Source organism: Burkholderia cepacia (assembly GCF_029962485.1).
Lineage (GTDB): Bacteria > Pseudomonadota > Gammaproteobacteria > Burkholderiales > Burkholderiaceae > Burkholderia.
In genome coordinates this window covers 199,021-224,004 of record NZ_CP073637.1, presented here as the reverse complement: position 1 = coordinate 224,004, position 24,984 = coordinate 199,021, and the positions used below count along the sequence as shown (strand labels likewise).

The window sequence follows — 24,984 nt, the reverse complement described above, 5'->3', positions numbered from 1 at the left end:
CATTGTAATTCGCGCATGTCATTTTGACCGGCCGCGGCCTTTTCTCAAATTTTTACGTCCCTGTACAGAGATTAGGACATTAGTGATTGCCTATTAGGGCTATCAACATACGCAATTACCCTGTATTCGGGAAAATCGAAGCTCTCATCGGACGACAGCTTTGCTAAAACCACATGACGCGGTTTGCCAAACGCACAAATGACTGACCCGCGACGTCACGTCACATCCCTAGCGCATGCAATCAGCCGGTCGCGCAGCGCGCCAATATCGGCCGACGGCATATCGAATGGCGTACGCACGCGACGGCCGTCGTATCGCCAGTCGGCGCCGTGGCGATCGACGCCGAGCAGGTCGAGCCCGTCGCGGCGCGCATCGCCGGTATCGTAGGCGTTCCACAGAGCCTGCTCGTCGTCGAACGCGAGCGGCGGCAGTCCGTCGAGATGCGTGCCGTCGACCCAGCCCATCCGCCCGAAACCGCCGATATAGCGCAGCCGCTCGATATCGAGCGCCCAGAACGTGAAATCGCCAAGTGCGAGATAACGCGCGGCGTCCGGCTCGTAGCGCAGGTAGCGCGCGGCGACATGCGGATCGGCGGCGAGCGGCACGAACCGGCCGAGCAGCGTCGCTCGTTCGGCGTTCAGCACGTCGCCATCCGGCGCGTCGACGACCAGGAAGCCCGCCCGCGGATCCGCGGCGAGATTGCGCGTGTGCTCGGCCAGGCCGCTGACGAGAATCACGGGACGATGGCTTGCATCGGGTGCAAACGGGACGACCGTCGGGTACGGGAAACCCTGCGGTTCGCGCGTATGGGTAGCGAGCGTGCCGAGCGCGCAACGGTGCAGCAGATGCAGCGCGAGGGCGGGATCGATGTTCAAGAGGACTCCTGCGGTCGAAGGGCGGCGCATCGTTCGTGCCGCATGCGCTTCGATGTTACCCGCCGACGCGGCGCGCCGCGCATCGGTCGAACGGCCGATGTTGCCCGGCCGCCCGATCGTCGGTCGAACGGACAGCACCCGGCAGGATCGTAAGCGGTTCGATAGAATCGGACGATTCCGACGGACGCTGCGTGCGTCCGTGCATTTCTTGACGAGCCTTCCCGTGTCCGAATCCTCTTCTCCCGAATCGTCGTCCCCGTTCGCCGCGCCGCCCGACGCGCATCGCGTGCTGCCGCTGCCGGCCCGCCAGCGCGCGCGCACGGCGTCCATGGCGCTGTTCTTCGTTGCCGGCATGATGTACGCGTCATGGGGCGTGCACGTGCCGACCGTGCGCGACAAGTTCGCGCTGAGCCCCGGCCTGCTGTCGATCGCGCTGTTCGCGGTCGCCGGCGGCTCGATCGCCGCGATGCTGACCATCGCGCGCTGGATCACCCGCGTCGGCTCGCGCACCGCATGTGTCACGGGCGGGCTCGTGATGTCCGCGTGCGCGGCGCTGATCCTCGTCGTGCCCGACTACTGGATGCTGCTCGCGGTGCTCGCGCTGTTCGGCTTCTCGATGGCGACGCTCGATGTCGCGATGAACGCCGAGGCCAGCGCGGTCGAGATCGCGCTCGGCAAGCCGATCATGTCGTCGCTGCACGGGATGTTCAGCATCGGCGGGATGTCGGGCGCGGCCGCCGGCGGCGCGCTGCTGTCGGCCGGCATGGCGCCGGCCGTGCATCTCGCGCTCGCGGCAGCCGTGAGCGCCGCGGTACTCGTGGCCGCCAGCCCGGCCGTGCTGCCGCATGTGCCGCACCACGAACACGCGCACGGCGGCGGCAACCGCTGGCGCTCGCCCGCGTTGTGGATGCTCGGCGGCATCGCGCTGATCGCACTGATCGCCGAAGGTGCGATGTACGACTGGGCGACGGTCTACATGCGCGACGTCGTCGCGGCGAGCCCCGCACTCGCGAGCGCCGCCTATGCGGCGTTCTCCGGCGGGATGGCCATCGCGCGCTTCGCGGGCGACGCCGTGCGGGCGCGCTTCGGCGCGCCGCAGCTCGTATTCGCGAGCGCGTCGCTCGCATGCGCGGGGATGATCGGCGCGCTGCTGCTGCCGAATCCCGTCGCGGTGCTGACCGGCTTCACGCTGATGGGCCTCGGCCTCGCGAACATGATGCCCGTGCTGTTCGCCGCCGCCGCGCGCGTCAAGGGCATCCACGCGGCCGAAGGGCTCGCGCACGTGGCGGGACTCGCGTATTTCGGACTGCTGTTCGGTCCGGTCGTGATCGGTGCGGTCGCGCAGGCCGCGAACCTGACGATCGGCCTGTCCGTCGTCGCGCTATGCGCGGCGCTCGTCGCGATCATCGCGCCGAAGGTGCTCGCCCACCTGAAAATCTGACGGCACGGCGCTCATCGGCCCGAGCGGCCCGAGCGGCCAAAAAGAAAGCGCGCATGCGTTGCCGCATGCGCGCTTTCACCCCTTCTGTCGGCCGCTAGGCGCGTTACATCTTCACTTCGTCGAGCAGCGACTTCTTGCCGCCCTTGTAGTTGTACAGCGAGATCACGCCGTGCTGCAGGTCGCCCTTCGAGTCGAAGGTCGTCGTGCCGATCACGCCCGAGTAGTTCGTCGCAGGCATCGCGGCGAGGATCTTCGCCGGATCCGTCGAGTTCGAGCGCTTCATCGCATCGACGATGATGTACACGGCGTCATACGTGAACGGTGCGTAGATCTGGATCGGCTGGCCGAAGCGCTTCTCGTACTTCGCCTTGAACGCTGCGCCGCCCGACATCTTCTCGAGCGAAGCACCGGCTTCCGAGCACACCACGTTGTCGGTCGCGTCGCCGGCCAGGTCGGCCAGCTTTTCCGTGCACACGCCGTCGCCCGCGAGGATCTTCGCGCGCAGGCCGAGCTGCTTTGCCTGTTTCGCGAACGGGCCGCCGGTGGCGTCCATGCCGCCGTACATGATCGCGTCCGGATTCTCGCCCTTGATCTTGGTCAGAATCGCGCGGAAGTCGACGGCCTTGTCGTTCGTCGCGTCATGCGACATCACCTTCAGGCCGAGCGCCTTCGCCTTCTTCTCGAACTCGTTCGCGAGACCCTGGCCGTAGGCGGTCGAATCGTCGACCACCGCCACGCTCTTGATACCCTTCGAGTGCGCGTAGTTCGCCAGTGCCGGGCCCTGTTGCGCATCGGTCGCGACCACGCGGTACGTGGTCTTGAAGCCTTGCTGCGTGTAGGCCGGGTTGGTCGCCGACGGCGAGATCTGCACGATGCCCGCATCGCTGTAGATCTTCGAGGCCGGGATCGACGTGCCCGAGTTCAGGTGGCCGACCACGGCGACGACCTTGTCGTCGACGAGCTTCTGCGCAACCTGCGTGGCCTGCCGCGGGTCGGCCGCGTCATCCTGCGGGTCGAGTTGCAGCGTGATTTTCTGGCCGCCGACCGTGAGACCCTTCGCGTTGATCTCTTCAACTGCGAGACGTGCGCCGTTTTCGTTGTCCTTGCCCAGGTGTGCAATACCGCCCGTCAAGGGCGCGACGTGGCCGATCTTGACGACTTGATCGGCGGCCGCGTTGCTTGCAGCTGCAACGCACAGCATCGCCGCGGCGGTGATCGGCAACAGCTTTTGCATCTTGATATTCATGTAAGTCTCCAGTTTCGGTCCCAATAAAACGCCATCGCCCGGTGCCCCGCTGCCATCCCTGTGTTTGCAATCACTGGACGATTCGCCGGTTGCATCGTTCATGCACTTGGCCTCAAGCACGTGAAAACAGCCGCTTTTAGCAGCCACCCGTCCGTACTTGCGCGCAAGTGTAGGTGATCAAATTAATTTGTGGGACTTTTTTGGGGTAGTGGTAACACTACTGATATGCACACTTTGGAATGACTACTCGAATATCGCCGCGAGCCCCGCTGGATAAGGGTTTCCGCTAATTCATGGCGACCCGATGAAAGGTCGTTTTAAAAGATTCCCGGGTCATTTCGATTCGGTATTTTGTGCCCGGGATCATTGAATGAAACGCGCGTGACAACACGCGCGTTTCGTCGTCCGATATGAACGATTCAGGCGGCCGATGCACGCCATTCGGCATCGAGCGCCGCGACGAGCTGTGACGTCGTCAGCGCGTCGCCGCGCCGCCTCGCAAGCGGCGCACCCTGCCCGGCCCACAACGACAGGTAATCACCGTCGTTCGCGCGCGCGGCGGCCTGGCGCAGCGGCTGCGTCAGCGCGTTCTGCACCGGGTACGGCGCGACGTCGGCCACATGTTCACCGAGCCGCGCCATCAGCGTGTTGCGCAACCCGCGCGCATGGCGGCCGGTAATCGCCCGCGTGACCTGTGTCGACGTATCGGTGCTCGCGAGCAGGCGCGCCTTCCAGTCCGCCGCGATCGCGCTTTCCATACAGGTGAGGAACGCGGTGCCGAGCTGGGCGCCCTGCGCGCCGAGCGCGAGCGCGGCCGCGATCCCGCGGCCGTCCATGATGCCGCCCGCGGCGAGCACGGGCAGGCCGGTCGCGTCGACGAGCTGCGGCACGAGCGCGAGCGTGCCGATCAGGGCATCGTCGGCGGAACCGATGAACGTGCCACGATGGCCGCCCGCCTCGGCGCCCTGCGCGGACAGCGCGTCGGCACCGGCCGCTTGCCACGCGAGCCCTTCGGCCACGTGCGTCGCGGTACCGATCACATAGGTGCCGGCCGCCTTCAGGCGCGCGACGTCGGCCGCGTCGAGCACGCCGAACGTGAAGCTCGCGACCGGCACGCGCAGCGCCACGAGCGCATCGAGCTGCGCGCGGAAGTCGGGCGCATAGCGGGCCGGCGCGGTACCCGGCGGCAAGCCGAGCGCCGCGTTCAGCGGGTCGATCGCGGCCAGTGCCCGCGCGACGGTCGCCGCATCGGGCGTGGCATCCGGCAGCACGAACAGGTTGACCGCGAACGGGCGATCGGTGGCCGCGCGAATGGCGTCGACTTCGGTGGCGAGGCGCTCGGGCGCGAAGGCGGCGGCGCCGAGGCTGCCGAGCGCGCCGGCGTTCGATGCGGCGGCGACCATCGCGGTCGTGGTCGCACCGACCATCGGCGCCTGCACGAGCGGCAGGCGCAGGCCGAAGCGTTCGGAAAAGGGGGTGGAAAACAGACGGGCAGACATGGCGAATCCTTCGATGACGATGCGCGAAAGCGCTTTGTAAAGGCCGGCACATCGACTCTATCGAAGCGGCGCGGCGCCGAAAAATGAATAATCGAGATCGAAACGATCGCTGCGCGAGAAGCAGGCGCGCGCCCTGCATCACCCGACGATTGATGGCACACTAGGCCGCCCTCTTTCACCCCGGGGTGCGCACCGCGCATCCCGTTCGCCAGGAGTTCAGAACGTGACTGCCCAATGGATCGACATCCCGACCGGTAACGACAGCTTCGGTGGCTATCTCGCGCTGCCCAAGCGCGGCAAGGGCCCTGCCGTCATCATCATCCAGGAGATCTTCGGCGTGAACTCGCACATCCGCGCGGTCGCCGACCAGTACGCATCCGACGGCTTCGTCGCGCTCGCGCCGGACGTGTTCTGGCGCACGCAGCCGCGCGTCGAGCTGACCTACGAAGGCGCGGATCGCGACAAGGGCATCGAGCTGATGAAGAAGACCGACGTGGGTCTCGCGGTTGCCGACATCGGCGCGGCAGCCGACGCGTTGCGCGCACGCCCCGAAGTGGCCGGCAAGGTCGCCGCGATCGGCTACTGCTTCGGCGGCCAGCTCGCGTACCGCTCCGCCGCGACCGGCAAGCTCGATGCGGCGGTGTCCTATTATGGCGGCGGCATCCAGAATGCACTCGACCTCGCCGGCAAGGTCACGCAGCCGATCCTGTTCCATTACGCGGAAAACGACCACGGCATCCCGCTGACGGCCGTCGACGAAGTGAAGGCCGCGTTCGCCGGCCATGGTCACGCGTCTTTCCACGTGTACCCGGGCGCCGAGCACGGCTTCAACTGCACGGACCGCGCGTCGTACAACCAGCGCGCATCGGCGCTCGCGCATGGCCGCACGCTGACGTTCCTCGCCGAGCACCTGTAATCGTGCGCGGCTGCGGGCCCGGCGCGCCGGGCCCGCGTTATGCTCCCATCATCGCCACGAGTCACAACGGGGGTGACTGCGATGCACTCGGACTATCTCGCGCATGACGCGATCGGCCTCGCGGCGCTCGTGCGCGACCGCAAGGCCAGCCCGCGCGAACTGCTCGACGCCGCGATCGGCCAGGCCGAAGCGGTCAACGGCGCGATCAACGCGATCGTGCTGCAGGATTACGAAGCCGCGCGCCAGCGCGCGACCGCCACGCCCGAACCGGGCGCCGATGCGCCGTTCGCGGGCGTGCCGTACCTCGTCAAGGATCTCGGCGCGGCCGTCGCCGGGCTGCCGCTGTCGATGGGCAGCCGGCACTACAGGTATTTCGTGCCGGCCGACGATTCGCCGGTGATCGCGCGCAGCCGCGCGGCGGGCCTGAACGTGTTCGGCAAGACCAACACGTCGGAAATCGGCCAGATGCCGTACACCGAACCCGAGCTGTTCGGCGCGTGCCGCAACCCGTGGAATCTCGACCACACGCCCGGCGGCTCGAGCGGCGGCGCCGCGGCAGCCGTCGCGGCCGGCATCGTGCCGCTCGCGCATGCGTCCGACGGCGGCGGCTCGATCCGTATCCCCGCATCGTGTTGCGGGCTGTTCGGCCTGAAGCCGAGCCGCAACCCGGTGCTCGTCGACCTGCCGTCGAACGGCGAGCTGGTCGTCCAGCATGCGGTATCGCGCAGCGTGCGCGACAGCGCGCTGCTGCTCGACGTGACGACCGGCCAGACGCTGCCGCCCGGCGCGCCCGGCACCTTCCTCGGCGCGCTCGACACGCCGCCCGGCCCGCTGCGGATCGGCCTCGTCGTCGATCCGATGCTCGCGCCGGCACTCGCCGACGACACGCGCGCCGCGCTCGACGATGCGGCCGCGCTGCTCGAATCGCTCGGCCATCACGTCGAACCGGCCACGCTGCATGTCGACTACGCGCGCGCGGCCGAAACCTTCCTCACGCTGTGGGCGACGATCGCCGAGGAGATGGTGCTCGGCGCGCGCGAGTTGACCGGCCGCACGCCGCGACGCGGCGAATTCGAAGCAGCGACATGGGCGATGGCCGTGGTCGGCCGGCGGCTCGCCCGCACGCGCCTGCCGGACGTGCTCGAATGGCAACGTCAGCTGACCGTGCAGGTTTCCGGCCTCGTGTCGCGCTACGACGCGATCCTGTGCGCGTCGCTCGCGGCGCCGCCGGTGAAGATCGGCGAGCTGCAGCCGACGCCGTTCGAATCCGCACAGATGAAGCTGGTTGCCGCGCTGCCGGTGAAGCCGCTGCTGAAGGAAATGCTCGCGAAATCATCGGAGAAGGCTTTCGCGTGGGCCGGCTGCACCGAGCTGTTCAACCTGACCGGCCAGCCGGCGATGTCTGTGCCGCTGTACTGGAATGCGCGCGGGTTGCCGATCGGCGTGCAGTTCGCCGCGCGCCACGCCGACGAAGCGCTGCTGCTCAAGCTGGCACGGCAGCTCGAACAGGCGCGGCCGTGGTTCGACCGCCGCCCGCCGCTGATGCAGGCGCAGCGCTGACGCGCGCAGGCGCTTTCGCCCTTCGTCACGATCGAAAAAAAGCCCCGCCGGCGAACCCGGCGGGGCTTTTGCGCATGCAACCGCGTGACCGCGCTTACACGGCGAGCCGTTCGCAGATCGTCCGCGTGGCGGTCGCTGCGTTCAGCGTATAGAAATGCAGCCCCGGCACGCCCGCATCGATCAGGCGCTGGCACAGGCCCGTGACGACGTCCGCGCCGAACGCGCGAATCGACTCGCGATCGTCGCCGAAGCTTTCGAGCCGGCGCGCGACCCAGCGCGGCACTTCCGCGCCGCACATCTCGGAGAAGCGCATCAGCTGCGAGAAGTTCGTGATCGGCATGATGCCCGGCACGATCGGCACGTCAACGCCCAGCTTGCGCGCATCGTCGACGAAGCGGAAATACGCGTCGGCGTTGAAGAAGTACTGCGTGATCGCGGAATTCGCGCCGGCTTTCACCTTGCGCGCGAAATTCTCGAGATCGGCCTTCGGCGAGCGCGATTGCGGGTGGTACTCCGGATAGCCGGCGACTTCGATGTGGAACCAGTCGCCATGCTCGGCGCGGATGAAGCTGACGAGCTCGGACGCATAGCGCAGCTCGCCGACCTCGCCCATCCCCGACGGCAGGTCGCCGCGCAGCGCGACGATGTGCCGGATGCCGTGCGAGCGGTACTGGTCGAGGATCGCACGCAGGCTGTCGCGCGACGAGCCGATGCACGACAGGTGCGGCGCGGCCTCGAGGCCGTCCTTCTGCATGTCGAGCACGGTATCGAGCGTGCCCTGCTGCGTCGAGCCGCCGGCGCCGAACGTCACGGAGACGAATTTCGGCTTCAGCGGCAGCAGCTGCGCACGCGTCGCGCGCAGCTTTTCGACGCCGTCCGCCGTCTTGGGCGGGAAGAATTCAAACGAAAGTTCGATCGGTTTCATGATTCGATGGGGTTGGGCCTGCGCCCGCCGGCCCTCAGCCGATGTCGCGCTGGCCGAAGATCAGGGCGGACAGCAGCCACGACACGATGCTGTACAGGATCGAACCGAAGAACGCGGACCAGAATCCCGACACCTCGAAGCCCTTCAGCAGCGACGACGCGAACCAGAAGCACAGCGCGTTCACGACGAGGATGAATACCCCGAGCGTGACGATCGTCACGGGCAGCGTCAGCAGGATCAGCACCGGACGGATCACCGTGTTGATCAGGCCCAGCACGACCGCGATGATCAGCGCGGTGCCGAAGCTCTTGATGTGGATCGACGGCACGAGATACGTGATGATCAGCAGCGCGAGCGCGTTGATGACCCAGGTGAGGATGACGCTCATGGAGTGCTCCGGTTCGGTTGTCGATCTGTACGATCAGCGGCCACCGCCGCGCCGTGTGCCCCGCAGCGGGGCGTGCACGGCGCGGCGGCGGCCGCGACGCATCAGTAGCGGTAGTGGTTCGGCTTGAACGGGCCGTCCTTCTGCACGCCGATGTACGAAGCCTGCTCGTCCGACAGCACGGACAGGTTCGCGCCGATGCGCGCGAGGTGCAGGCGCGCGACCTTTTCATCGAGATGCTTCGGCAGCACGTACACCTTGTTCTCGTACTCGTTGCCGCGCACGAACAGCTCGATCTGCGCGAGCGTCTGGTTCGCGAACGAGTTCGACATCACGAACGACGGGTGGCCGGTCGCGCAGCCGAGGTTCACGAGGCGGCCTTCCGCCAGCAGGATCACGCGCTTGCCGTCCGGGAAGATGATGTGGTCGACCTGCGGCTTGATGTTTTCCCACTGGTACTGGCGCGTCGACGCAACGTCGATTTCCGAGTCGAAGTGACCGATGTTGCAGACGATCGCGTTGTGGCGCATCGCCTTCATGTGGTCGTGGCCGATCACGTGGAAGTTGCCGGTCGCCGTCACGAAGATGTCGGCCTTGTCGGCCGCGTATTCCATCGTCACGACGCGGTAGCCTTCCATCGCCGCCTGCAGCGCGCAGATCGGATCGATTTCGGTGACCCACACGGTCGCGCCCAGGCCGCGCAGCGACTGCGCGCAGCCCTTGCCCACGTCGCCGTAGCCGGCAACGACCGCGACCTTGCCCGCGATCATCACGTCGGTCGCGCGCTTGATGCCGTCGACCAGCGATTCACGGCAGCCGTACAGGTTGTCGAACTTCGACTTCGTGACCGAATCGTTCACGTTGAACGCCGGGAACGGCAGGCGGCCGTCCTTTTCCATCTGGTACAGGCGGTGCACGCCGGTCGTGGTTTCTTCGGTCACGCCCTTGATGTGCGCGAGGCGCGTCGAGTACCAGGTCGGGTCCGCGTCGAGGTGCTTCGCGATCGACTTGTACAGCGCGACTTCTTCCTCGTTGGTCGGCTTCGCGATCACCGAACGGTCCTTCTCGGCCTTCGAGCCGAGGATCAGCAGCAGCGTTGCGTCGCCGCCGTCGTCCAGGATCATGTTCGCGAATTCACCGTTCGGCCATTCGAAGATGCGGTGCGAGAACTCCCAGTATTCGTCGAGCGACTCGCCCTTGAACGCGAACACCGGCGTGCCGGCTTCGACGATCGCGGCCGCGGCGTGATCCTGCGTCGAGAAGATGTTGCACGAGGCCCAGCGGACGTCCGCGCCGAGCGCCTTCAGCGTCTCGATCAGCACGCCCGTCTGGATCGTCATGTGCAGCGAACCGGCGATGCGCGCGCCCTTCAGCGGCTGCTGCGCCTTGTATTCGTCACGGATCTGCACGAGGCCCGGCATTTCGGTCTCGGCGATGTTGAGTTCCTTGCGGCCCCAGCCGGCCAGCGCCATGTCGGCGACGACGTAATCGTGGGAAGCCTTAGAATCGATAATGGCGTTCATCACGCCCTCCTTTCTAAAAAGTTTCTAGATTGGTGACGTGAGCGCCGTTCAGGAAGCGGGGCCGGCGCGACAACACGCTGAACGCGCGCCGCACGGCTGCTTGGTGAAGCCTTCCGAGCCTGGCGGACGCAGAGGGTCCGTCGCAACGCTCCTCGGAAAACGGAGGGGATTGTAGCAAATCGGCGCGCGAAATGCGCGAGCACGGCACAAGCGCGCGGCGTCGGCGCGCATGGCCGCCCTGAAAGGGTCAGGACTCCGCGCCGACCCAGGCCTGCTCGCGCAGCCGCGCGCGCAGGCGCGCGACGGCCTGGCTGTGCAGCTGGCACACGCGCGACTCGCTCACCTCGAGCACCGCGCCGATCTCGCGCAGATTCAGACCCCGTTCGTAGTACAGCGACATCAGCAGCTTCTCCCGCTCCGGCAGCCGCTCGATCGCCTCGACGAGCGCCTCGCGCAGATGCTCGTCGAGCAGCGACGACAGCGGATCGGCGTGATCGACGCGATAGCGGTCGAGAAACGGCTCGTCGTCGGCCGCGCGGTCGAAATCCTCGTAGTAGATGAGCTGGCTGCCGTGCAGGTCCTGCAGCATCCCCTGGTATTCGTCGAGCGGCATCTTCAGGTGCTCCGCGATCTCGGTCTCGCTCGCCGAGCGGCCGAGATGCTGCTCGACCTGGTGCACCGCGTGCTCGACCTCGCGCGACGTCTTGCGCAGGCTGCGCGGCAGCCAGTCGTTGCTGCGCAGCTCGTCGAGCATCGCGCCGCGGATGCGCTGCGTCGCGTAGGTCTCGAACTGCGCGCCCTGGTCTTCCTTGTAGCGGCCGGCCGCGTCCATCAGGCCGATCATGCCGGCCTGGATCAGGTCGTCGAGGTCGACGCTCGCCGGCATCTTCGCGACGAGCTGCAGCCCGAGGCGGCGCACGAGCGGCGCATATTGCGCGAGCACGTCGGCCTGGGACATCTTTCCTTGAGCGTTGTACATCATGGCTCTCTCCTTCCGGTGGCGCTCACGCGGCGTGTGCCGCGCCCGCCTCATACGACGGCTTGCCGCCCGCGTGGACCGCGCGCCCCGCGCCCGAACGCGGGCGCATCGGCCAGTACAGCAGGTCGGCGGCAATCTGCCGGTAATCGCGCGCGGCCGCCGACGACGGGAACGCGTCGACCACCGCATGCATCAGTTCGCGCGCATGCTCGACGAGCGGATCGGCGCTCACGCAGCCCGCGTCGGCGATCGACACGGTCAGGTAGCGGCTCGCGACGCCCGCGAGGTTGTCGAAGGCCGTCTTCGCGTCCGCGTGGCTGCCGACGTGATTGGTCAGCACGCGGAACTGCGCGAACGCGTGGGCGAAATGCAGCCGCTTCATGCACGCGTACGCCTCGGTGATCGCCTGCGCGGCAACCCGCGTGACGACCAGCACGTCGTGCGCTTCGCGTGCGAGCGCCGAGAACGAACCGTCGGCGCCGAGTTGCGTGTCGACCAGCACGATGTCGGCCGGCCCGTCGATGAAATCGCTCAGTTGCGCGTCGCTGTAGCCGGCGCGCGCGAGCCGCGCCGCCGCGCACAGGCCGAAGCCGGCGGCCACCCGCGTGCGTTCGCCGTCGCGCAGCCATGCGCCCGCCAGGGTCGCGCTGGCCGAATGCACGTCGGCGCGCTCGTCGACGACGAGCACGTCCTTGCCGAGCGACGCGAGCGCCGTAGCCAGGTTCACGATGGTTGACGTGCAGCCGACACCCGTCGGCCCGCCCGTCACCGCGACGATGCGCGACGCGCGCCCGGCCAGCAGGCGCCGCAGCCCTTCGGCCTGGTCGATGATCCGTTTATCCAAATCGCACCTCGTGCAGCTCGGCAGTGGAACGTGCGGTCAGTGCGGAAAGCAGCGTCGGCATGTCCTCGTCTTGCGGCACGAAGGGAGAACCGTCGCGCGGCACGCAGAACGCGCTCTTCAGCAGGAATTTGGTCGAGGCGACGTACAGGTTCTCCGGCACCTTCTGGCCGGTCGACACGTAGTGGACCGGCAGCTTGTAGCGGATCACCGTGTCGAGCACGCCGCCGAGGTGGGTCGCTTCGTCGAGCTTCGTGAGGATGCAGCCGGCTAGGTCCGGATGTTCGCCCGCGCTGCGGTACGCCTGCACGACTTCGTTGAGCGTGTCGCCATGGCTCGTCGCGTTGAGCAGCAGCAGGCGCTGCACCGGCGCGTTCGCGCCATGCAGCATCGCGATCTGGTCGGACACCGCGCGGTCGCGCTGGCTCATGCCGATCGTGTCGATCAGCACGATGTGCTTGTTGCGCAGCTCGGACAGTGCGAGCGCGAGATCGCCCGCATCCTTCACCGCGTGCACCGGCACGCCGAGGATCTTGCCGAAGATGCGCAGCTGCTCGTGGCCGCCGATCCGGTAGCTGTCGGTGGTCAGCAACGCGACCTTGCTCGCGCCGAAGCGCATCACGCAACGCGCGGCCAGCTTCGCGGTGGTGGTCGTCTTGCCGACGCCCGTCGGCCCCATCAGCGCGAACACGCCGCCGCGCTCCATCAGCGCATCCTCGCTGTCGAGCACCGGCAGGTTCGACGCGAGCACCGACTGCGCCCATTCGGCAGCCTGTTCGAAGGTCTGCGCGCCGTCGCCGGACGGCAGGTTGTCGACCAGCATCCGCACGAGCTGCGCGGAGAAACCGGCCGCGAACAGGTGCTTTGTCAGCGCGCCGTGCACGGCGCTGCGACGCTGGCGATCGTGCCACTTCAGGCTGTCGAACTGCTCTTCCAGCATGCCGCGCAATTCGCCGAGTTCCTGCATCACCGTGTCGTTGACGATCCGCTCGATGCGCGACTTCACCGCATCGGCCACCGCGGCGGCCGCGTCGGCGGGCAGGCGCGTGCGCTCGGCCGTCTTCGCCGCGTGCGCGGCGCTCGTATCGGGCGCGCGGGTGGCGGCGGCCGGCATCCGGCGCTCGGCGTCGCGCACGATGTCGCGCGCCCAGTCGGGCGGCGTCGCGCGCGCGGCGGCCTGCGGCGCGGGCGCGCTCGCGGGCGGCGCGGCCGGCGCCTGCGCGCGTGCGATCAGCGCGTCGCGCTGCTGCGTCAGGCGCTTCGCGTGCTCGACCAGCCACGGTGCGGGTTCGGATGCGCCGGCGGCCGGCGTATCGGCAGTGGGCATACCGGCAGCGGATGCGGCGCTCGCCGGCGAGCCCGCAACCGCCGGTGTGCCGGCCAGCGTGTCCGCGTCGATCGCCGACGCATGCGCGCTCGCCTCGTCCGCATCGGCGCTCGCGCCGAACACGGACGAGAACACGTCCGGCAGCCCGCCTTCGCCGGCAGCGTAGGGATTGACGGCCGGGCGAGCCGGTGCGGCGCCGGGGCGCGACACGATGCCGGACATCGCGGCGGCCGGCACGGATTCCGGCAGGCGCGGCGTGGCGAGGCGCGGGCGGGCGGCCGGCGGCGTCACCGCGGCCAGGTCCGAATCGGCGAGTGCAACGATTTCGACGCTGCCGTCATCGAGCGTGCGGTTCGACAGCACGACCGCGTCGGCGCCGAGCGCCTCGCGCACGAGACGAAGTGCGTCGCGGCTCGTTGCGCCGGTGAATTTGCGAATGTTCAAGCGGAACCCCCGATGACGTTAACGACTTTGATCGTGCGTGTGTCCGGCACTTCGGCATACGACAGCACTTTCAATTGCGGCAGGCTGCGGCGCAGGAAACGCGCGAGCATCGCGCGCAGCGCGTGCTGCACGAGCAGCACGGGCGGCAGCCCGAGATTCTGTTGACGCAGCATCGCTTGCTGCGTGCCGGTCAGAAGGTTGTGCGCGAGGCCGGGCTCGAGGCCCGGGTTCGCGCCGGTGGCGAGCGCCTGCGACAGCACGCGCTCGAGATTCGCGTCGAGGCCCATCACCTGCATTTCGCCGGCGCCCGGATACCACTGCTGCGTGATCGCGCGGCCGAGCGAGAGCCGCACCGCGGCGGTGATCTCGTACGCGTCGCCACGGCCAGCGTGTTCGGACACGGCTTCGAGGATCGTGCGCATGTCGCGGATCGGCACGCCTTCCTCGAGCAGGTTCTGCAGCACTTTCTGCAGCGTCGTCAGCGAGATCGTCTTCGGCACGAGGTCCTCGACGAGCGACGGCGCGTCCTTGCCGGTGCGCTCGATGAGCGCCTGCACTTCCTGGCGGCCGAGCAGTTCGGCCGCGTGCTGGACGACGAGATGGTTCAGGTGCGTCGCGACGACCGTGCTCGCGTCGACCACCGTGTAGCCGTACACCTGCGCCTGCTCGCGCAGCGCGACGTCGATCCACACGGCCGGCAGGCCGAACGCGGGATCCTGCGTGACTGCCCCCGGCAGCGCGGCCGTCACCTGGCCCGGGTTGATCGCGAGCCACTGGCCCGGGAACACTTCGCCGACGCCGATCTCGACGCCTTTCAGCGCGATCCGGTACGCGTTCGGCCGCAGTTCGAGGTTGTCGCGGATATGGATCACCGGCGGCAGGAAGCCGATTTCCTGCGCGAATTTCTTGCGGATGCTCTTGATGCGCTTGAGCAGCTCGCCGTCGCTGCCCTTGTCGACGAGCGGGATCAGCCGGTAGCCGACTTCGAGGCCGAGCGGGTCGATCAGCTGCACATCGTCCCAGGTCGCCTCGTGGCTGTCGGTCGGCAGCACCGCGGGCGGCGCGATGTCGGTCACGTCGCCGGCCGCCTTGCGGGCCGCCGCGCGCTTGGTCTGCGTGCGGGCCAGCCAGATCGCGCCGCCGCCGAGCCCGAGGAACGCGAAGTGCGGCATGCCGGGGATCAGCCCCATGACCACGATGATCACGCCGGTGATCGTCAGCACGCGCGGGTTCGTGAACAGCTGGCCGGTGATCTGCGTGCCGATGTCCTCGTCGGTCGCGACGCGCGACACGATCACGCCGGCCGCGGTCGAGATCACGAGCGACGGGATCTGCGCGACGAGGCCGTCGCCGATCGTCAGCAGCGTGTAGTTCGTGCCGGCCGCGGCGAACGACATGTCGTGCTGGACCATCCCGACGATCAGCCCGCCGATCACGTTGATCGCCATGATGATCAGGCCGGCGATCGCATCGCCGCGCACGAATTTCGACGCGCCGTCCATCGACCCGTAGAACTCGGCTTCCTGCGACACGGCCAGGCGGCGCTTGCGGGCCTGATCCTCGTTGATGAGGCCCGCGTTCAGGTCGGCGTCGATCGCCATCTGCTTGCCGGGCATCGCGTCGAGCGTGAAGCGCGCGGACACTTCGGCGATCCGCCCCGCGCCCTTCGTGATCACCATGAAGTTGATGATCATCAGGATCACGAACACAACGATGCCGACCGCGAAGTTGCCGCCGACGAGGAAGTGGCCGAATGCCTCGATCACCTGGCCGGCCGCGTCCGGCCCGGTGTGGCCTTCGAGCAGCACGACGCGCGTCGACGCGACGTTCAGCGACAGGCGCAAGAGCGTCGAGAACAGCAGCACGCTCGGGAACGCCGCGAAGTCGAGCGGCTTCATCGTGTACATGCTGACGAGCAGCACCATCACCGACAGCGCGATGTTGAACGTGAACAGCAGATCCAGCAGCAGCGGCGGCAGCGGCAGGATCATCATCCCCAGGATCATGCAGATGAGGATCGGGCCCGCGAGCGCGCGCAGGTTGGTGCCCGCGAACGGGTTCGGGCGCTTCCCGAGCAGGCCGGTCGGGGTGCTCATGCGGAAGCTCCTTGCTTGCCCAGTGTGTCTTCGGCTTCTTCGCGTTCGTCGTCGGCGGGTACCGACGCGCCCTTGTCGAGTTCGACCGGCACGTCGAGATCGACCGGCACTGCCGGGAACGCACCGCCTTCCGAACGGAAGCGCTTGAGCTGGTAGACCCACGCGAGCACTTCGGCGACGGCCGAGTACAGCGAACCGGGAATCTCGCGCTCAAGTTCGACGTTGTGATACAGCGCACGCGCGAGCGGCGGCGCTTCGAGCAGCGGCACGTTGTGTTCGGCCGCGAGTTCGCGGATGCGCGCGGCGACGAGGTTCACGCCCTTCGCGACGACCTTCGGCGCACGCATCTCGCCGTCCGTGTATTGCAGCGCGACGGCGAAGTGCGTCGGGTTCGTGACGACCACGTCGGCCTTCGGCACGGCCGCCATCATCCGGCGGCGCGCGATCGCGCGCTGCTGCTGGCGAATCCGCCCCTTCACGTGCGGATCGCCTTCGTTCTCGCGATGCTCGCGCTTCACTTCTTCCTTCGTCATGCGCAACTTCTTGTTGTACTGCCAGATTTGGTAAGGCACATCGAGCGCGGCGACCACCAGCATCCCGGCGACCGTCGTGCCGCAGCACACGGCGACCAGGTGCAGCGCGTCGGGGAGCGCGACGCCGAGCGGCTGCGTCGCGAGGCCGAGGAGTTCGTCCTTGCTGCGCCAGATCGCGACGCCGCCGATCCCGCCGACGACGATCGTCTTCGCGACCGACATCCCGAGCTGGATCGGCCCCTGGATCGAGAAGATCCGGCCGAGGCCCGAGATCGGGTTCAGGCGTTCGAACTTCAGCTCGAACGTCTTCTGCGAGATCAGCCAGCCGCCGAGCGCCATCGGCGCGAGCAGCGCGGCGAGGCCGGTGAGCGCGAGGATCGGCAGCAGCGCGGTGAGCCCCTCGAGGCTCGCGCTGCCGGCCGCCGACAGCATCCGGTTCGTGTCGAATGCGGTCGCGCGATCGAACGTGAACGCCCCGCGCAGCATCGTCTGCAGATGCGCGCCCGACGGGCCCGCGAGCAGCCATGCGCCGTAGAACCCGGCCGCGAGCAGCGCGAACGAAGCCAGTTCGCGCGAACGCGCGACCTGCCCCTCCTCGCGCGCCTTCTCGCGGCGCCTGGGAGTGGCGGCTTCGGTCTTGTCGAGATCGCTCTCGTCTGCCACGGGGCCTCCAGTCGGGTACGGCGGAATGCCGCTTTCCAGTGACACCGATTATTCATGCAGGCGTCAAACGCCGATCGGTCGAGCAAAGCCGGGAAAGGGGGGTATTTCGGGGAATCGGGCGAGCCGGCGCGAACGCGGCCGGCGCGGGGCGCAGCGAGGCGCGGCAAGGCGGAAAAACGTGCCGATCGGCGCGCTGGCGAGATGCCGGCCGCGGGCAGGATGCCGACGGCGGGAAGCGGGGAAACGGAGAAACGACGGGCGGGAAAGGCGGGGCATTCAGGCCCCGGCGCGACGGCGTCGCGCGCCGGGGCAGGCGTCGGTCAGACCGCCGGGATCGGATCGGCGCCGAAGCGGTTCGGGCCGTCGGTGCCGCGCGAGCACATCCACACGAGCAGCAGGATGCCGCCGACGATCGGAATCAGCGCGATCAGCAGGAACCAGCCCGAGCGGCCGGTATCGTGCAGGCGACGCACGCTCACCGCGATGCCCGGAATGATCAGCGCCAGCGAAACCAGGCAGATGATGCCGAGCAGCAACAGTGTGATCAGGCCCCCTTCGCGGCCGACCGCGCCGATGATCTGCACCACGATCGAAAGAATGACGCTCACCAGCGTGAAATACCAGTATTCGGCGCGACGCGCACGGCCTTCGAATGTCGCGTATTTATTGAGTACGGTACGAACGGCTTCGGAAAAACCCATCTTATTACCCTCCTGTTTTATATTGGCACCCCGGAAACAACGCCGGAATTATATGTTTGAATTTCGCCGGATTCCAATTCTTTTCGCTTGTGCGCCAGCCCGCCAGCCCGCTTGAGCAGCACGCCGATACAGCGCGGAAAAGGCCACAGCAGCATAAGGCGGCGCCACGGATTGGCATGTCGCGTCATTTTAATAATCTTGAAGACCTGACAGAAACGACAGCCCCCATAATCCAGTACTTGATTACAACCGAATGAAATTCGGCACGATCGATAATCAGCGCATGTGCGGCGTTCGATTAACCGGCCGCCGCCCGTTGCAGCACGGCGAGATCGAGCTTCTTCATCGTCATCACCTGCGCCATCACGCGTTCGGCGCGCGCGGCATCGCCGGCCATCAGTTCGGACAGCTGCACCGGCACGACCTGCCACGACACGCCGAAGCGGTCGCGCAGCCACCCGCACTGCTGCGCGCGCTCGTCGCCGCCTTCGCCCAGGCGCGCCCAGTAATGATCGATCTCGTCCTGGTCGCGGCAGTTGACGACGAACGACACGGCCGGCGTGATCTGGAACACGGGGCCGCCGTTCAGCGCGACGAACGCCTGCCCGTCAAGCTCGAACGCGATGGTCATCACCGCGCCCTCCGCGCTGCCGGACGCGTGCGCGCCGGCCTTGCCGTAGCGCGCGACGTGCACGATGCGCGCGTTGTCGAACACCGACACGTAGAAGCTGGCCGCCGCCTCGGCGTCGCGGTCGAACCACAGGAACGGCGTGATGCGCTGGATTCGCGGGCTCATGGCGTTGTCTCCTCGATGTCGTGCCGGCACTGGTGCCGGTCTTACATCGTAGGCGCTGCGCCCGCGGATGGCGGGAATCCGGCTTGGCGCGCTCGCCCGGCCGCCGGATAAAAAAAGGGGGCGATCGCTCGCCCCCTTGTTCCTGCCTGCGGCCGTGCCGCGTCAGAACGCGACGAACGGCTGCGCGCCGCCGCTCGCGGTCTTGTCCATCCCGAAGTAGATCGTCTTGCCGTAGAACTGCGGCATGCCGATGTCGAGCCAGCTGGACGAGCCGAACGGGCCCGCGATGTCGTTGAACGCGAACGTCGACGAGTTCGAGAACAGCGAATCGGCGTTCGACACGGGCATCGTCACGGTACCCGATGCGCCGTTCTGGCCGCTCAGCGTCGCCGGATAGCTGGTCGCGGGCGTCGGACAGTAGAACTCCGTGTTCCGCGGGCACGTCTTCGAAACCCCGGTCGAATCGTTGAAGAAATACGCGTTCGAACCCGTATCGAAGAACGCGGTTACGTTGCGCCCCTGGAACGTCGCGCTGACGTCGCCCGTCGTGGTCGATGTCAGCACCGTCTTTCCGCTCAGGTTCGGCAGGCCGAACGTCAGCGTCCCGGTCGCGCTCGCCTGCCCGCTATCCGAGATGGCCGGCATCTGCACGCTCACGCCGTCGCTGTTCGCGAAACGATGAACCGGGTTGGCCACCTGCTGCGCCAGCGGCACGAGCGTCACCGCGCAACTCGCGTTGTCGCCGTTCGGGCACGCATAGTAGTTGTTGCTCGACGACGTCGACGTCGCGCAGGTCGTGCCGCAGTCGTACGGCGCCGGCCCGATGCCGAGGATCCCGTTCGCGCCGAGCGCGCCCGCCGAGTTGGCCGATGCACCGCCGTTCGTGCACGAGCTCGGCACATTCGTCGTACCGAGGTCGCCGATGATCTGCACGGGCAGCGAGGCCGCCTGCTCGGTGCCGATCGACAGGTCGACCGTGCGCACCGACCCCCACGTATAGCTCGACACGAACTTGCCGCACTCGGCGACCGGCGCGCCGCCGCTCGTCACCTGCGGCAGGGTGCTCAGCACGCCCGACACGGCGCTGCCGACGAGCCGCAGCCCGTAGGACGCGGTATCGACCAGCACGTTGTTGACCACCTGGCAGTTCGATGTGCCCGGCACGCAGACCTTCACGCTGACGGTCGGGATGTTGATCACGTTCGCGACGCCGGCACCGACCGTGATGACGGCCGTGCTCCCGCTATTGCCGTCGGATCCGCTGTTGCCGTTGTTGCCCGAGTTGCTGCTGTTGCCGCTGCCGCCGTCGCCGCCGCCGCAGGCCGTCACGAGCACGGCCGTCGCGGCCGCGAGGCCCAGCACGCAGAGCCAGCGCTTGAATGTACGATGAATGCTCAAGATCGCTCTCCCGCTGTCACTGGATGTCGGTGCCGGCCAGGCCGGCAGGCAATGCCGCCGGCAGCCACGCCTGGCCCGAGAACGCGCCCATATGGCCGCCCGTCCGGATCACGAGGCCGCTTGTGTCGACGGCCACGGGCGCGCGCCAGCCGCGCGCCTTGTGCGCGGCCTGAACGCCTGCGGTGTACTGCGGGAAATAGCTGCCGAGCAGCGACGCGAGATCCGGCATCGTCGGCCCGCTCCAGGCGAGGCCGAACACGCTGCCGGCGGCCGACGTGTATTCGTGGATGACCGTGCCCGATCCGAGCGTGATCTCGCGGACGGTGTAGCCGGCCGTGCTTGTCTGCACGCCGTCCGCCGAACGCATCGCGCGCTGCAGCGCGCGCACGGTGGCGGCCTGATCGTCCGCGGGCGGCGACATCGGTGCGCCACCCAGTTCGGCGTGTGCGTGGACGGCCCACAGCACACCCATTGCAGCCGTCGCATGCGCGACGGTCCAGCCCAAGCGTTTCAGCTTCACGTTCCCCCCCAAGGGACTGGCTTCGTTGCCGGCGGCGCCGCCGTCGGGCCCGCACCGCCTGCCAACCTATGAATCGTACGAATGACGCTACGTTGCTGCTGACGCGTAGTATGCCTGCTGAGTGTGGCGAAGTGTCAATTTGACGCAGGATCACGCCGCGCCGCGGGGACGCGGCGCGCACGGGGAAACGAGGCGGGAACGGGAAATGCGCGCATCGGGCGGCCCCGCGGGACGGGGCGCGCCGATGCGAGGCGGCAGGGTCAGAAGCCCAGACTCGCGAGCAGGTCGTCGACCTGCCCCTGGTCCTGGACCACGTCGGATTTGCCTTCCGGCGCGATCTGCGGGCCGTTCAGCAGCGACTCGGGGCTGCCGGTCGGGCTGATCTGCTCGGCCGCGAGCGCGGCCGCGGTGGCCGCGAACTGTTCGCGCCGCTCGGGCGCGATGTTCTCGACGAGCACGGTGAGAAGCTGCTGCTCGATCAGGTAGACCATGTCCATGATCTTCTTGATCACCTGCCCGGTGAGATCCTGGAAATCCTGCGCGAGCATGATCTCGAGCAGTTGCGCGCGGGTCGCCGACGTCGATTCGGGCAGCGCGCGCAGGAACGTGCGCGTATCGTCCATCAGCTCGCGCACTTCCGCGTGCTCGATCGGCGCCGCATACCACTGCGCCCAGCGCGCGTCGAGCGCCTCGGCCTCGTTCTGGATGCGCTCCTGCATCGGCTTCGCGACCTCGATCGCATTCAGCACGCGCACGGCAGCCTGCTCGGTCATCGTCGCGACGTAGCGCAGCCGGTCGCGCGCATCGGGCACGGCTTCCGCCGCGCGCTCGACATGCTTGTCGAGCCCGAGCTCGCGCATCGAATCGCGCAGCGTGCGCGTGACGTGGCCGATGCGCGCGAGGATGCGGTCGCTCGCGAAATCGGCGCCTTCTGGATGGCTGTCGGCGCTGAACCCCGCGCCGGCGAGCGCCGCATGGATCGGCTCGTTCACGTCAGCTCCCGGCCTTCGCCATCTTGTCGATGATCTTGTTCAGCTTCTCGTCGAGCGTCGCGGCCGTGAACGGTTTCACGACGTAGCCGCTCGCGCCGGCCTGCGCGGCCGCGATGATGTTCTCCTTCTTCGACTCGGCCGTGACCATCAGCACCGGCAGGTGCGTGAGCGTCGCGTCCGCGCGGATTTCCTTCAGCATCGCGAGGCCGTCGAGGTTCGGCATGTTCCAGTCCGAAATCACGAAGTCGTAGCCGCCGCCGCGCAACCGCGCGAGGCCGGCCAGACCGTCCTCGGCCTCGTCGACGTTCGAATAGCCCAGTTCCTTGAGCAGGTTGCGGACGATCCGGCGCATCGTCGGGAAATCGTCCACCACCAGGATTTTCATGCTCTTGTCCATCGTCGTTCCTTTCCAGATTCGTTTCCGTCGGGACGCGTATCGTGGCACGCGCCCCGTGACATTCCATTCAAACGCGCTGCACGCGGTCGCCCATCGTCGCCAGGCGCGCCATCACGCGACGGCTCATCTCGGCGAGCGGCACGATCTCGTCCGCGCCGCCGAGCGCGATCGCCTCGCGCGGCATCCCGAACACGATGCAGCTTGCTTCGTCCTGCGCGAACGTGTGAGCGCCCGCGCGTTTCATTTCCAGCAGGCCGGCCGCGCCGTCGCGGCCCATCCCGGTGAGGATTACGCCGATCGCGTTCTTGCCCGCGTGCGTCGCCGCCGAGCGGAACAGCACGTCGACCGACGGGCGGTGCCGGTTCACCGGCGGCTCGTCCGACAGTTGCGCAATATAGTTCGCCCCGCTTCTCGCCAGCAACAGGTGCGCATGGCCCGGCGCGATGTACGCGTGACCGGGCAGCACGCGCTCGCCGTGCTCGGCTTCCTTCACCGCGATCCGGCACAGGCCGTTCAGCCGCTGCGCGAACGACTTCGTGAAGCCCGGCGGCATGTGCTGCGCGATCAGCACGGCCGGCGCATCCGGCGGCAGCGGCGTCAGCACTTCTCGGATCGCCTCGGTGCCGCCCGTCGACGCGCCGATGATGATCAGCTTCTCGGTACTGACGAGCGGATTGTTGAACATCGGCGCGGCCGCGTGGCTGTCCGCCGCGCGTGCGACGGCCTGCGGCTGCGGCGCCTGGCGCACGCGCGCACGCGACGCCGCGCGGATCTTGTCGGCGAGCTTTTCCGCGTAGTCGAGCATGCCGTCGCGAATCCCGACGCGCGGCTTCGTGACGAAATCCACCGCGCCGAGTTCGAGCGCGCGCAGCGTGATTTCCGAGCCGCGCTCGGTCAGCGACGACACCATCACGACCGGCATCGGCCGCAGGCGCATCAGCTTCTCGAGGAAGTCGAGCCCGTCCATGCGCGGCATTTCGACGTCGAGCGTGAGCACGTCGGGGTTGTGCTGCTTGATGAGCTCGCGCGCGACGAGCGGATCGGGCGCGGTCGCGCACACCGTCATGTCGGGCTGGCTGTTGATGATCTCGGTCATCAGGCTGCGGATCAGCGCCGAATCGTCGACGCACAATACTTTGATCTTCTGCACTGCGGTCATGCCTCCTGCTTTCTTGATAGGTTCGCCGCACCCGGGCTCCCGGCATACGGGCTCGCCGCCCGCGTGCCGCCGGCGCCCGCCGCGCTCCCGGAGCCGGCCGGCGCCGCGCCGCGCGCGCCAAACAGCTCGATGCGCGGACGCGCCGGCTGCGGCGCCGCCGGCCGCTTGGCCGCGAACAGCTCGACGTGCGGGCGCGGCCGCGCGGCGCGCAGGCGGTCGGCCTCGCGCGCGAGCGCGGCTTCGCGCTCGGTCACGCCCGGCACCTGCAGCCGCAGCTTCTTCACCATCGCGCGCCCCGTGCGCGGCATGAACGCGACCTTGCGCGGATGGACGTCCTGCAAATCCTCGGCGGTGATGCGGATGCGTTCGAGCGCCAGATAGCGGCGCACGAAATCGGCGTTGCGATCGCCGATGTTGATCGTCGTCATCCCGGCCAGTACGGCCGCGCCGCCGAACACCTTCGCCTCGAAGCGCTCGCGGCGTCCGCCGGCCTTGATCAGTTCGTTGATCAGCACTTCCATCGCGTACGCGCCGTAGCGCATCGAGTCGGATGCGGCCGCGCCCGCATCGGCGCCGTCGTCGGGCAGCATGAAGTGGTTCATCCCGCCAATGCCCGCGTACGGATCGTGAATGCACGCGGCGACGCACGAGCCGAGCACGGTCATCAGCACCATGTCCTCGGACGTCGTGTAGAACTCGTTCGGCAGCAGCTTCACGCCGGGCAGGCCGAAGTGGTTGTCGAAGTAGCGATTGGTCGCGATCGGCAGCGCACTCATCCGCGCTCTCCAAAGGCGGGCGCGGCGCCCGCGGCCCGTGCGCGCACCGGCGACGGCATCGCGGCCGCCGCAGGCGCTTGCGCGCCACGCGGCCGCGCACCCTGCGCGGCGTCGCGGGTCAGTTCGTACACCGTCTGCCCGCGCAGCCGGAACGCCTGCGTCACGTAGGTGAAGTTTTCCGAATGGCCGGCGAACAGCAGCCCGCCCGGCTTCACGAGCGGCTCGAAGCGCGACAGCACCTGCCCCTGCGTCGGCTTGTCGAAATAGATCATCACGTTGCGGCAGAAGATCGCGTCAAACGGCTTCGCGATCCCGTAGTCCGCATCGGTCAGGTTCAGCTGCTCGAAACGGATCATCGCGCGCAGCTCGGGGCGCACCTTCACGCGGCCGGCCTGCGGGCCCGTGCCCTTCAGGAAGAAGCGCTTCAACCGCTCCGGCGACAAATGCTTGACCTGGTCGTACGTATAGATGCCGGCTTCCGCCTTCGCGAGCACCTGCGTGTCGAGATCGGTCGCGAGGATCGACGCGCCGCGCGCGGCCGAATCACCGAGCGCCTCGATCAGCGTGATCGCGATCGAGTAAGGCTCCTCGCCGGTCGACGCCGCCGAACACCAGACCGACACCGGCGCCGGCCGCCCTTTCACGAAATCCGACAGGATCGGGAAATGGTGCGACTCGCGGAAAAACGCGGTCAGGTTCGTCGTCAGCGCGTTGGTGAACGCTTCCCACTCGAGCGGATCGTCTTCCTGCTCGAGCAGGTCGAGGTAGTCGCGGAACGTGTCGAGGCCGCGCGCCCGCAGCCGCCGCGCGAGACGGCTGTACGCCATGTCGCGCTTGTGCTCGGACAGCGAGATCCCCGCGCGTTGGTGGATCAGCGCGCGGATGCGTGCGAAATCCGCGCCCGTGAACGCGAAGTCGCGCCCCGGCTCGCCCGCGCGGGGCGAGGCATCCGGTGCATCGGGTCGAAACGGCGCGCGCGCGTGCGGCATGGT

General features: G+C 68.0%; 23 protein-coding genes and 1 riboswitch. Of the genes, 3 read left to right on the top strand and 20 right to left on the bottom strand.

All coding sequences use genetic code 11. The features are described from left to right. Positions 1-215: 215 nt before the first annotated feature. Positions 216-875 (bottom strand): HugZ family protein, encoded by a 660-nt coding sequence (locus tag KEC55_RS00960; protein WP_282506374.1) that lies wholly within the window; start codon positions 873-875, stop codon positions 216-218. 223 nt (positions 876-1,098) lie between these two features. Between KEC55_RS00960 and KEC55_RS00955 the strand changes: the two genes are divergently transcribed. After that, positions 1,099-2,316: an MFS transporter gene (locus KEC55_RS00955; RefSeq protein ID WP_176048912.1), complete on the top strand. Its 1,218-nt coding sequence runs from the start codon at positions 1,099-1,101 to the stop codon at positions 2,314-2,316. 103 nt (positions 2,317-2,419) lie between these two features. Here the strand turns inward: KEC55_RS00955 and KEC55_RS00950 are convergent, their stop codons facing one another. Then, positions 2,420-3,562: a branched-chain amino acid ABC transporter substrate-binding protein gene (locus tag KEC55_RS00950; RefSeq protein ID WP_176048914.1), complete on the bottom strand. Its 1,143-nt coding sequence runs from the start codon at positions 3,560-3,562 to the stop codon at positions 2,420-2,422. A 419-nt stretch (positions 3,563-3,981) separates the two neighbouring features. Then, on the bottom strand, positions 3,982-5,061 hold the full coding sequence (locus KEC55_RS00945; protein WP_282506373.1) for an NAD(P)H-dependent flavin oxidoreductase: 1,080 nt from the start codon (positions 5,059-5,061) through the stop codon (positions 3,982-3,984). A gap of 223 nt (positions 5,062-5,284) precedes the next feature. Between KEC55_RS00945 and KEC55_RS00940 the strand changes: the two genes are divergently transcribed. Next, on the top strand, positions 5,285-5,977 hold the full coding sequence (locus KEC55_RS00940; protein WP_282506372.1) for a dienelactone hydrolase family protein: 693 nt from the start codon (positions 5,285-5,287) through the stop codon (positions 5,975-5,977). A gap of 81 nt (positions 5,978-6,058) precedes the next feature. Further along, a complete protein-coding gene (locus KEC55_RS00935) occupies positions 6,059-7,537 on the top strand; it encodes an amidase (protein ID WP_282507467.1) in 1,479 nt (492 codons plus the stop codon). A gap of 94 nt (positions 7,538-7,631) precedes the next feature. Here KEC55_RS00935 and metF read toward each other — a convergent pair whose 3' ends face one another. From metF to KEC55_RS00850, 17 genes are all read right to left on the bottom strand, one after another. Beyond that, positions 7,632-8,462: a methylenetetrahydrofolate reductase [NAD(P)H] gene (gene metF / locus KEC55_RS00930; protein WP_175904793.1), complete on the bottom strand. Its 831-nt coding sequence runs from the start codon at positions 8,460-8,462 to the stop codon at positions 7,632-7,634. Between the two features lie 34 nt (positions 8,463-8,496). Continuing rightward, complete coding sequence (locus KEC55_RS00925; protein ID WP_006477367.1) at positions 8,497-8,850, bottom strand: phage holin family protein; 354 nt, start codon at positions 8,848-8,850, stop codon at positions 8,497-8,499. Between the two features lie 101 nt (positions 8,851-8,951). After that, positions 8,952-10,370 (bottom strand): adenosylhomocysteinase, encoded by a 1,419-nt coding sequence (gene ahcY / locus KEC55_RS00920; protein WP_282506369.1) that lies wholly within the window; start codon positions 10,368-10,370, stop codon positions 8,952-8,954. A gap of 32 nt (positions 10,371-10,402) precedes the next feature. Then, positions 10,403-10,530, bottom strand: a riboswitch (S-adenosyl-L-homocysteine riboswitch). Between the two features lie 87 nt (positions 10,531-10,617). Beyond that, a complete protein-coding gene (locus KEC55_RS00915) occupies positions 10,618-11,352 on the bottom strand; it encodes an RNA polymerase sigma factor FliA (RefSeq protein WP_176048920.1) in 735 nt (244 codons plus the stop codon). 22 nt (positions 11,353-11,374) lie between these two features. After that, positions 11,375-12,193 carry a MinD/ParA family protein gene (locus KEC55_RS00910; RefSeq protein WP_282506368.1) on the bottom strand — a complete coding sequence of 273 codons (819 nt, stop codon included), beginning with the start codon at positions 12,191-12,193 and terminating at the stop codon, positions 11,375-11,377. Then, positions 12,186-13,961: a flagellar biosynthesis protein FlhF gene (gene flhF, locus KEC55_RS00905; RefSeq protein WP_282506367.1), complete on the bottom strand. Its 1,776-nt coding sequence runs from the start codon at positions 13,959-13,961 to the stop codon at positions 12,186-12,188. The genes KEC55_RS00910 and flhF overlap by 8 nt, the downstream gene beginning before the upstream one ends. Next, entirely contained in the window at positions 13,958-16,057 is a 2,100-nt protein-coding gene (gene flhA / locus KEC55_RS00900; protein ID WP_282506366.1) for a flagellar biosynthesis protein FlhA, read from the bottom strand. Before flhA ends, flhF begins: the two co-directional genes overlap by 4 nt. Then, complete coding sequence (flhB, locus tag KEC55_RS00895; RefSeq protein ID WP_282506365.1) at positions 16,054-17,253, bottom strand: flagellar biosynthesis protein FlhB; 1,200 nt, start codon at positions 17,251-17,253, stop codon at positions 16,054-16,056. Before flhB ends, flhA begins: the two co-directional genes overlap by 4 nt. 320 nt (positions 17,254-17,573) lie before the next feature. Continuing rightward, the gene (locus KEC55_RS00890) at positions 17,574-17,954 is read right to left on the bottom strand and encodes a DUF805 domain-containing protein (RefSeq protein ID WP_282506364.1); all 381 of its coding nucleotides are present in this window, start codon (positions 17,952-17,954) and stop codon (positions 17,574-17,576) included. A gap of 298 nt (positions 17,955-18,252) precedes the next feature. Continuing rightward, positions 18,253-18,750: a VOC family protein gene (locus KEC55_RS00885; protein WP_282506363.1), complete on the bottom strand. Its 498-nt coding sequence runs from the start codon at positions 18,748-18,750 to the stop codon at positions 18,253-18,255. Between the two features lie 162 nt (positions 18,751-18,912). Then, positions 18,913-20,148 (bottom strand): DUF3443 family protein, encoded by a 1,236-nt coding sequence (locus tag KEC55_RS00880; protein ID WP_282506362.1) that lies wholly within the window; start codon positions 20,146-20,148, stop codon positions 18,913-18,915. Positions 20,149-20,164: 16 nt separating this feature from the next. Beyond that, positions 20,165-20,668 (bottom strand): DUF2844 domain-containing protein, encoded by a 504-nt coding sequence (locus KEC55_RS00875; protein WP_124456924.1) that lies wholly within the window; start codon positions 20,666-20,668, stop codon positions 20,165-20,167. A 260-nt stretch (positions 20,669-20,928) separates the two neighbouring features. Further along, positions 20,929-21,660, bottom strand: coding sequence for a protein phosphatase CheZ (cheZ, locus tag KEC55_RS00870; RefSeq protein WP_282506361.1), 732 nt, complete (start codon positions 21,658-21,660; stop codon positions 20,929-20,931). 1 nt (position 21,661) lies between these two features. Continuing rightward, on the bottom strand, positions 21,662-22,057 hold the full coding sequence (gene cheY, locus KEC55_RS00865; RefSeq protein WP_006485893.1) for a chemotaxis response regulator CheY: 396 nt from the start codon (positions 22,055-22,057) through the stop codon (positions 21,662-21,664). Positions 22,058-22,124: 67 nt separating this feature from the next. Next, positions 22,125-23,216, bottom strand: coding sequence for a protein-glutamate methylesterase/protein-glutamine glutaminase (locus KEC55_RS00860; protein ID WP_282506360.1), 1,092 nt, complete (start codon positions 23,214-23,216; stop codon positions 22,125-22,127). Further along, a complete protein-coding gene (cheD, locus tag KEC55_RS00855) occupies positions 23,213-23,992 on the bottom strand; it encodes a chemoreceptor glutamine deamidase CheD (protein ID WP_282506359.1) in 780 nt (259 codons plus the stop codon). The genes KEC55_RS00860 and cheD overlap by 4 nt, the downstream gene beginning before the upstream one ends. After that, positions 23,989-24,981, bottom strand: coding sequence for a CheR family methyltransferase (locus KEC55_RS00850; RefSeq protein ID WP_282506358.1), 993 nt, complete (start codon positions 24,979-24,981; stop codon positions 23,989-23,991). Before KEC55_RS00850 ends, cheD begins: the two co-directional genes overlap by 4 nt. Between the last annotated feature and the right edge of the window lie 3 nt (positions 24,982-24,984).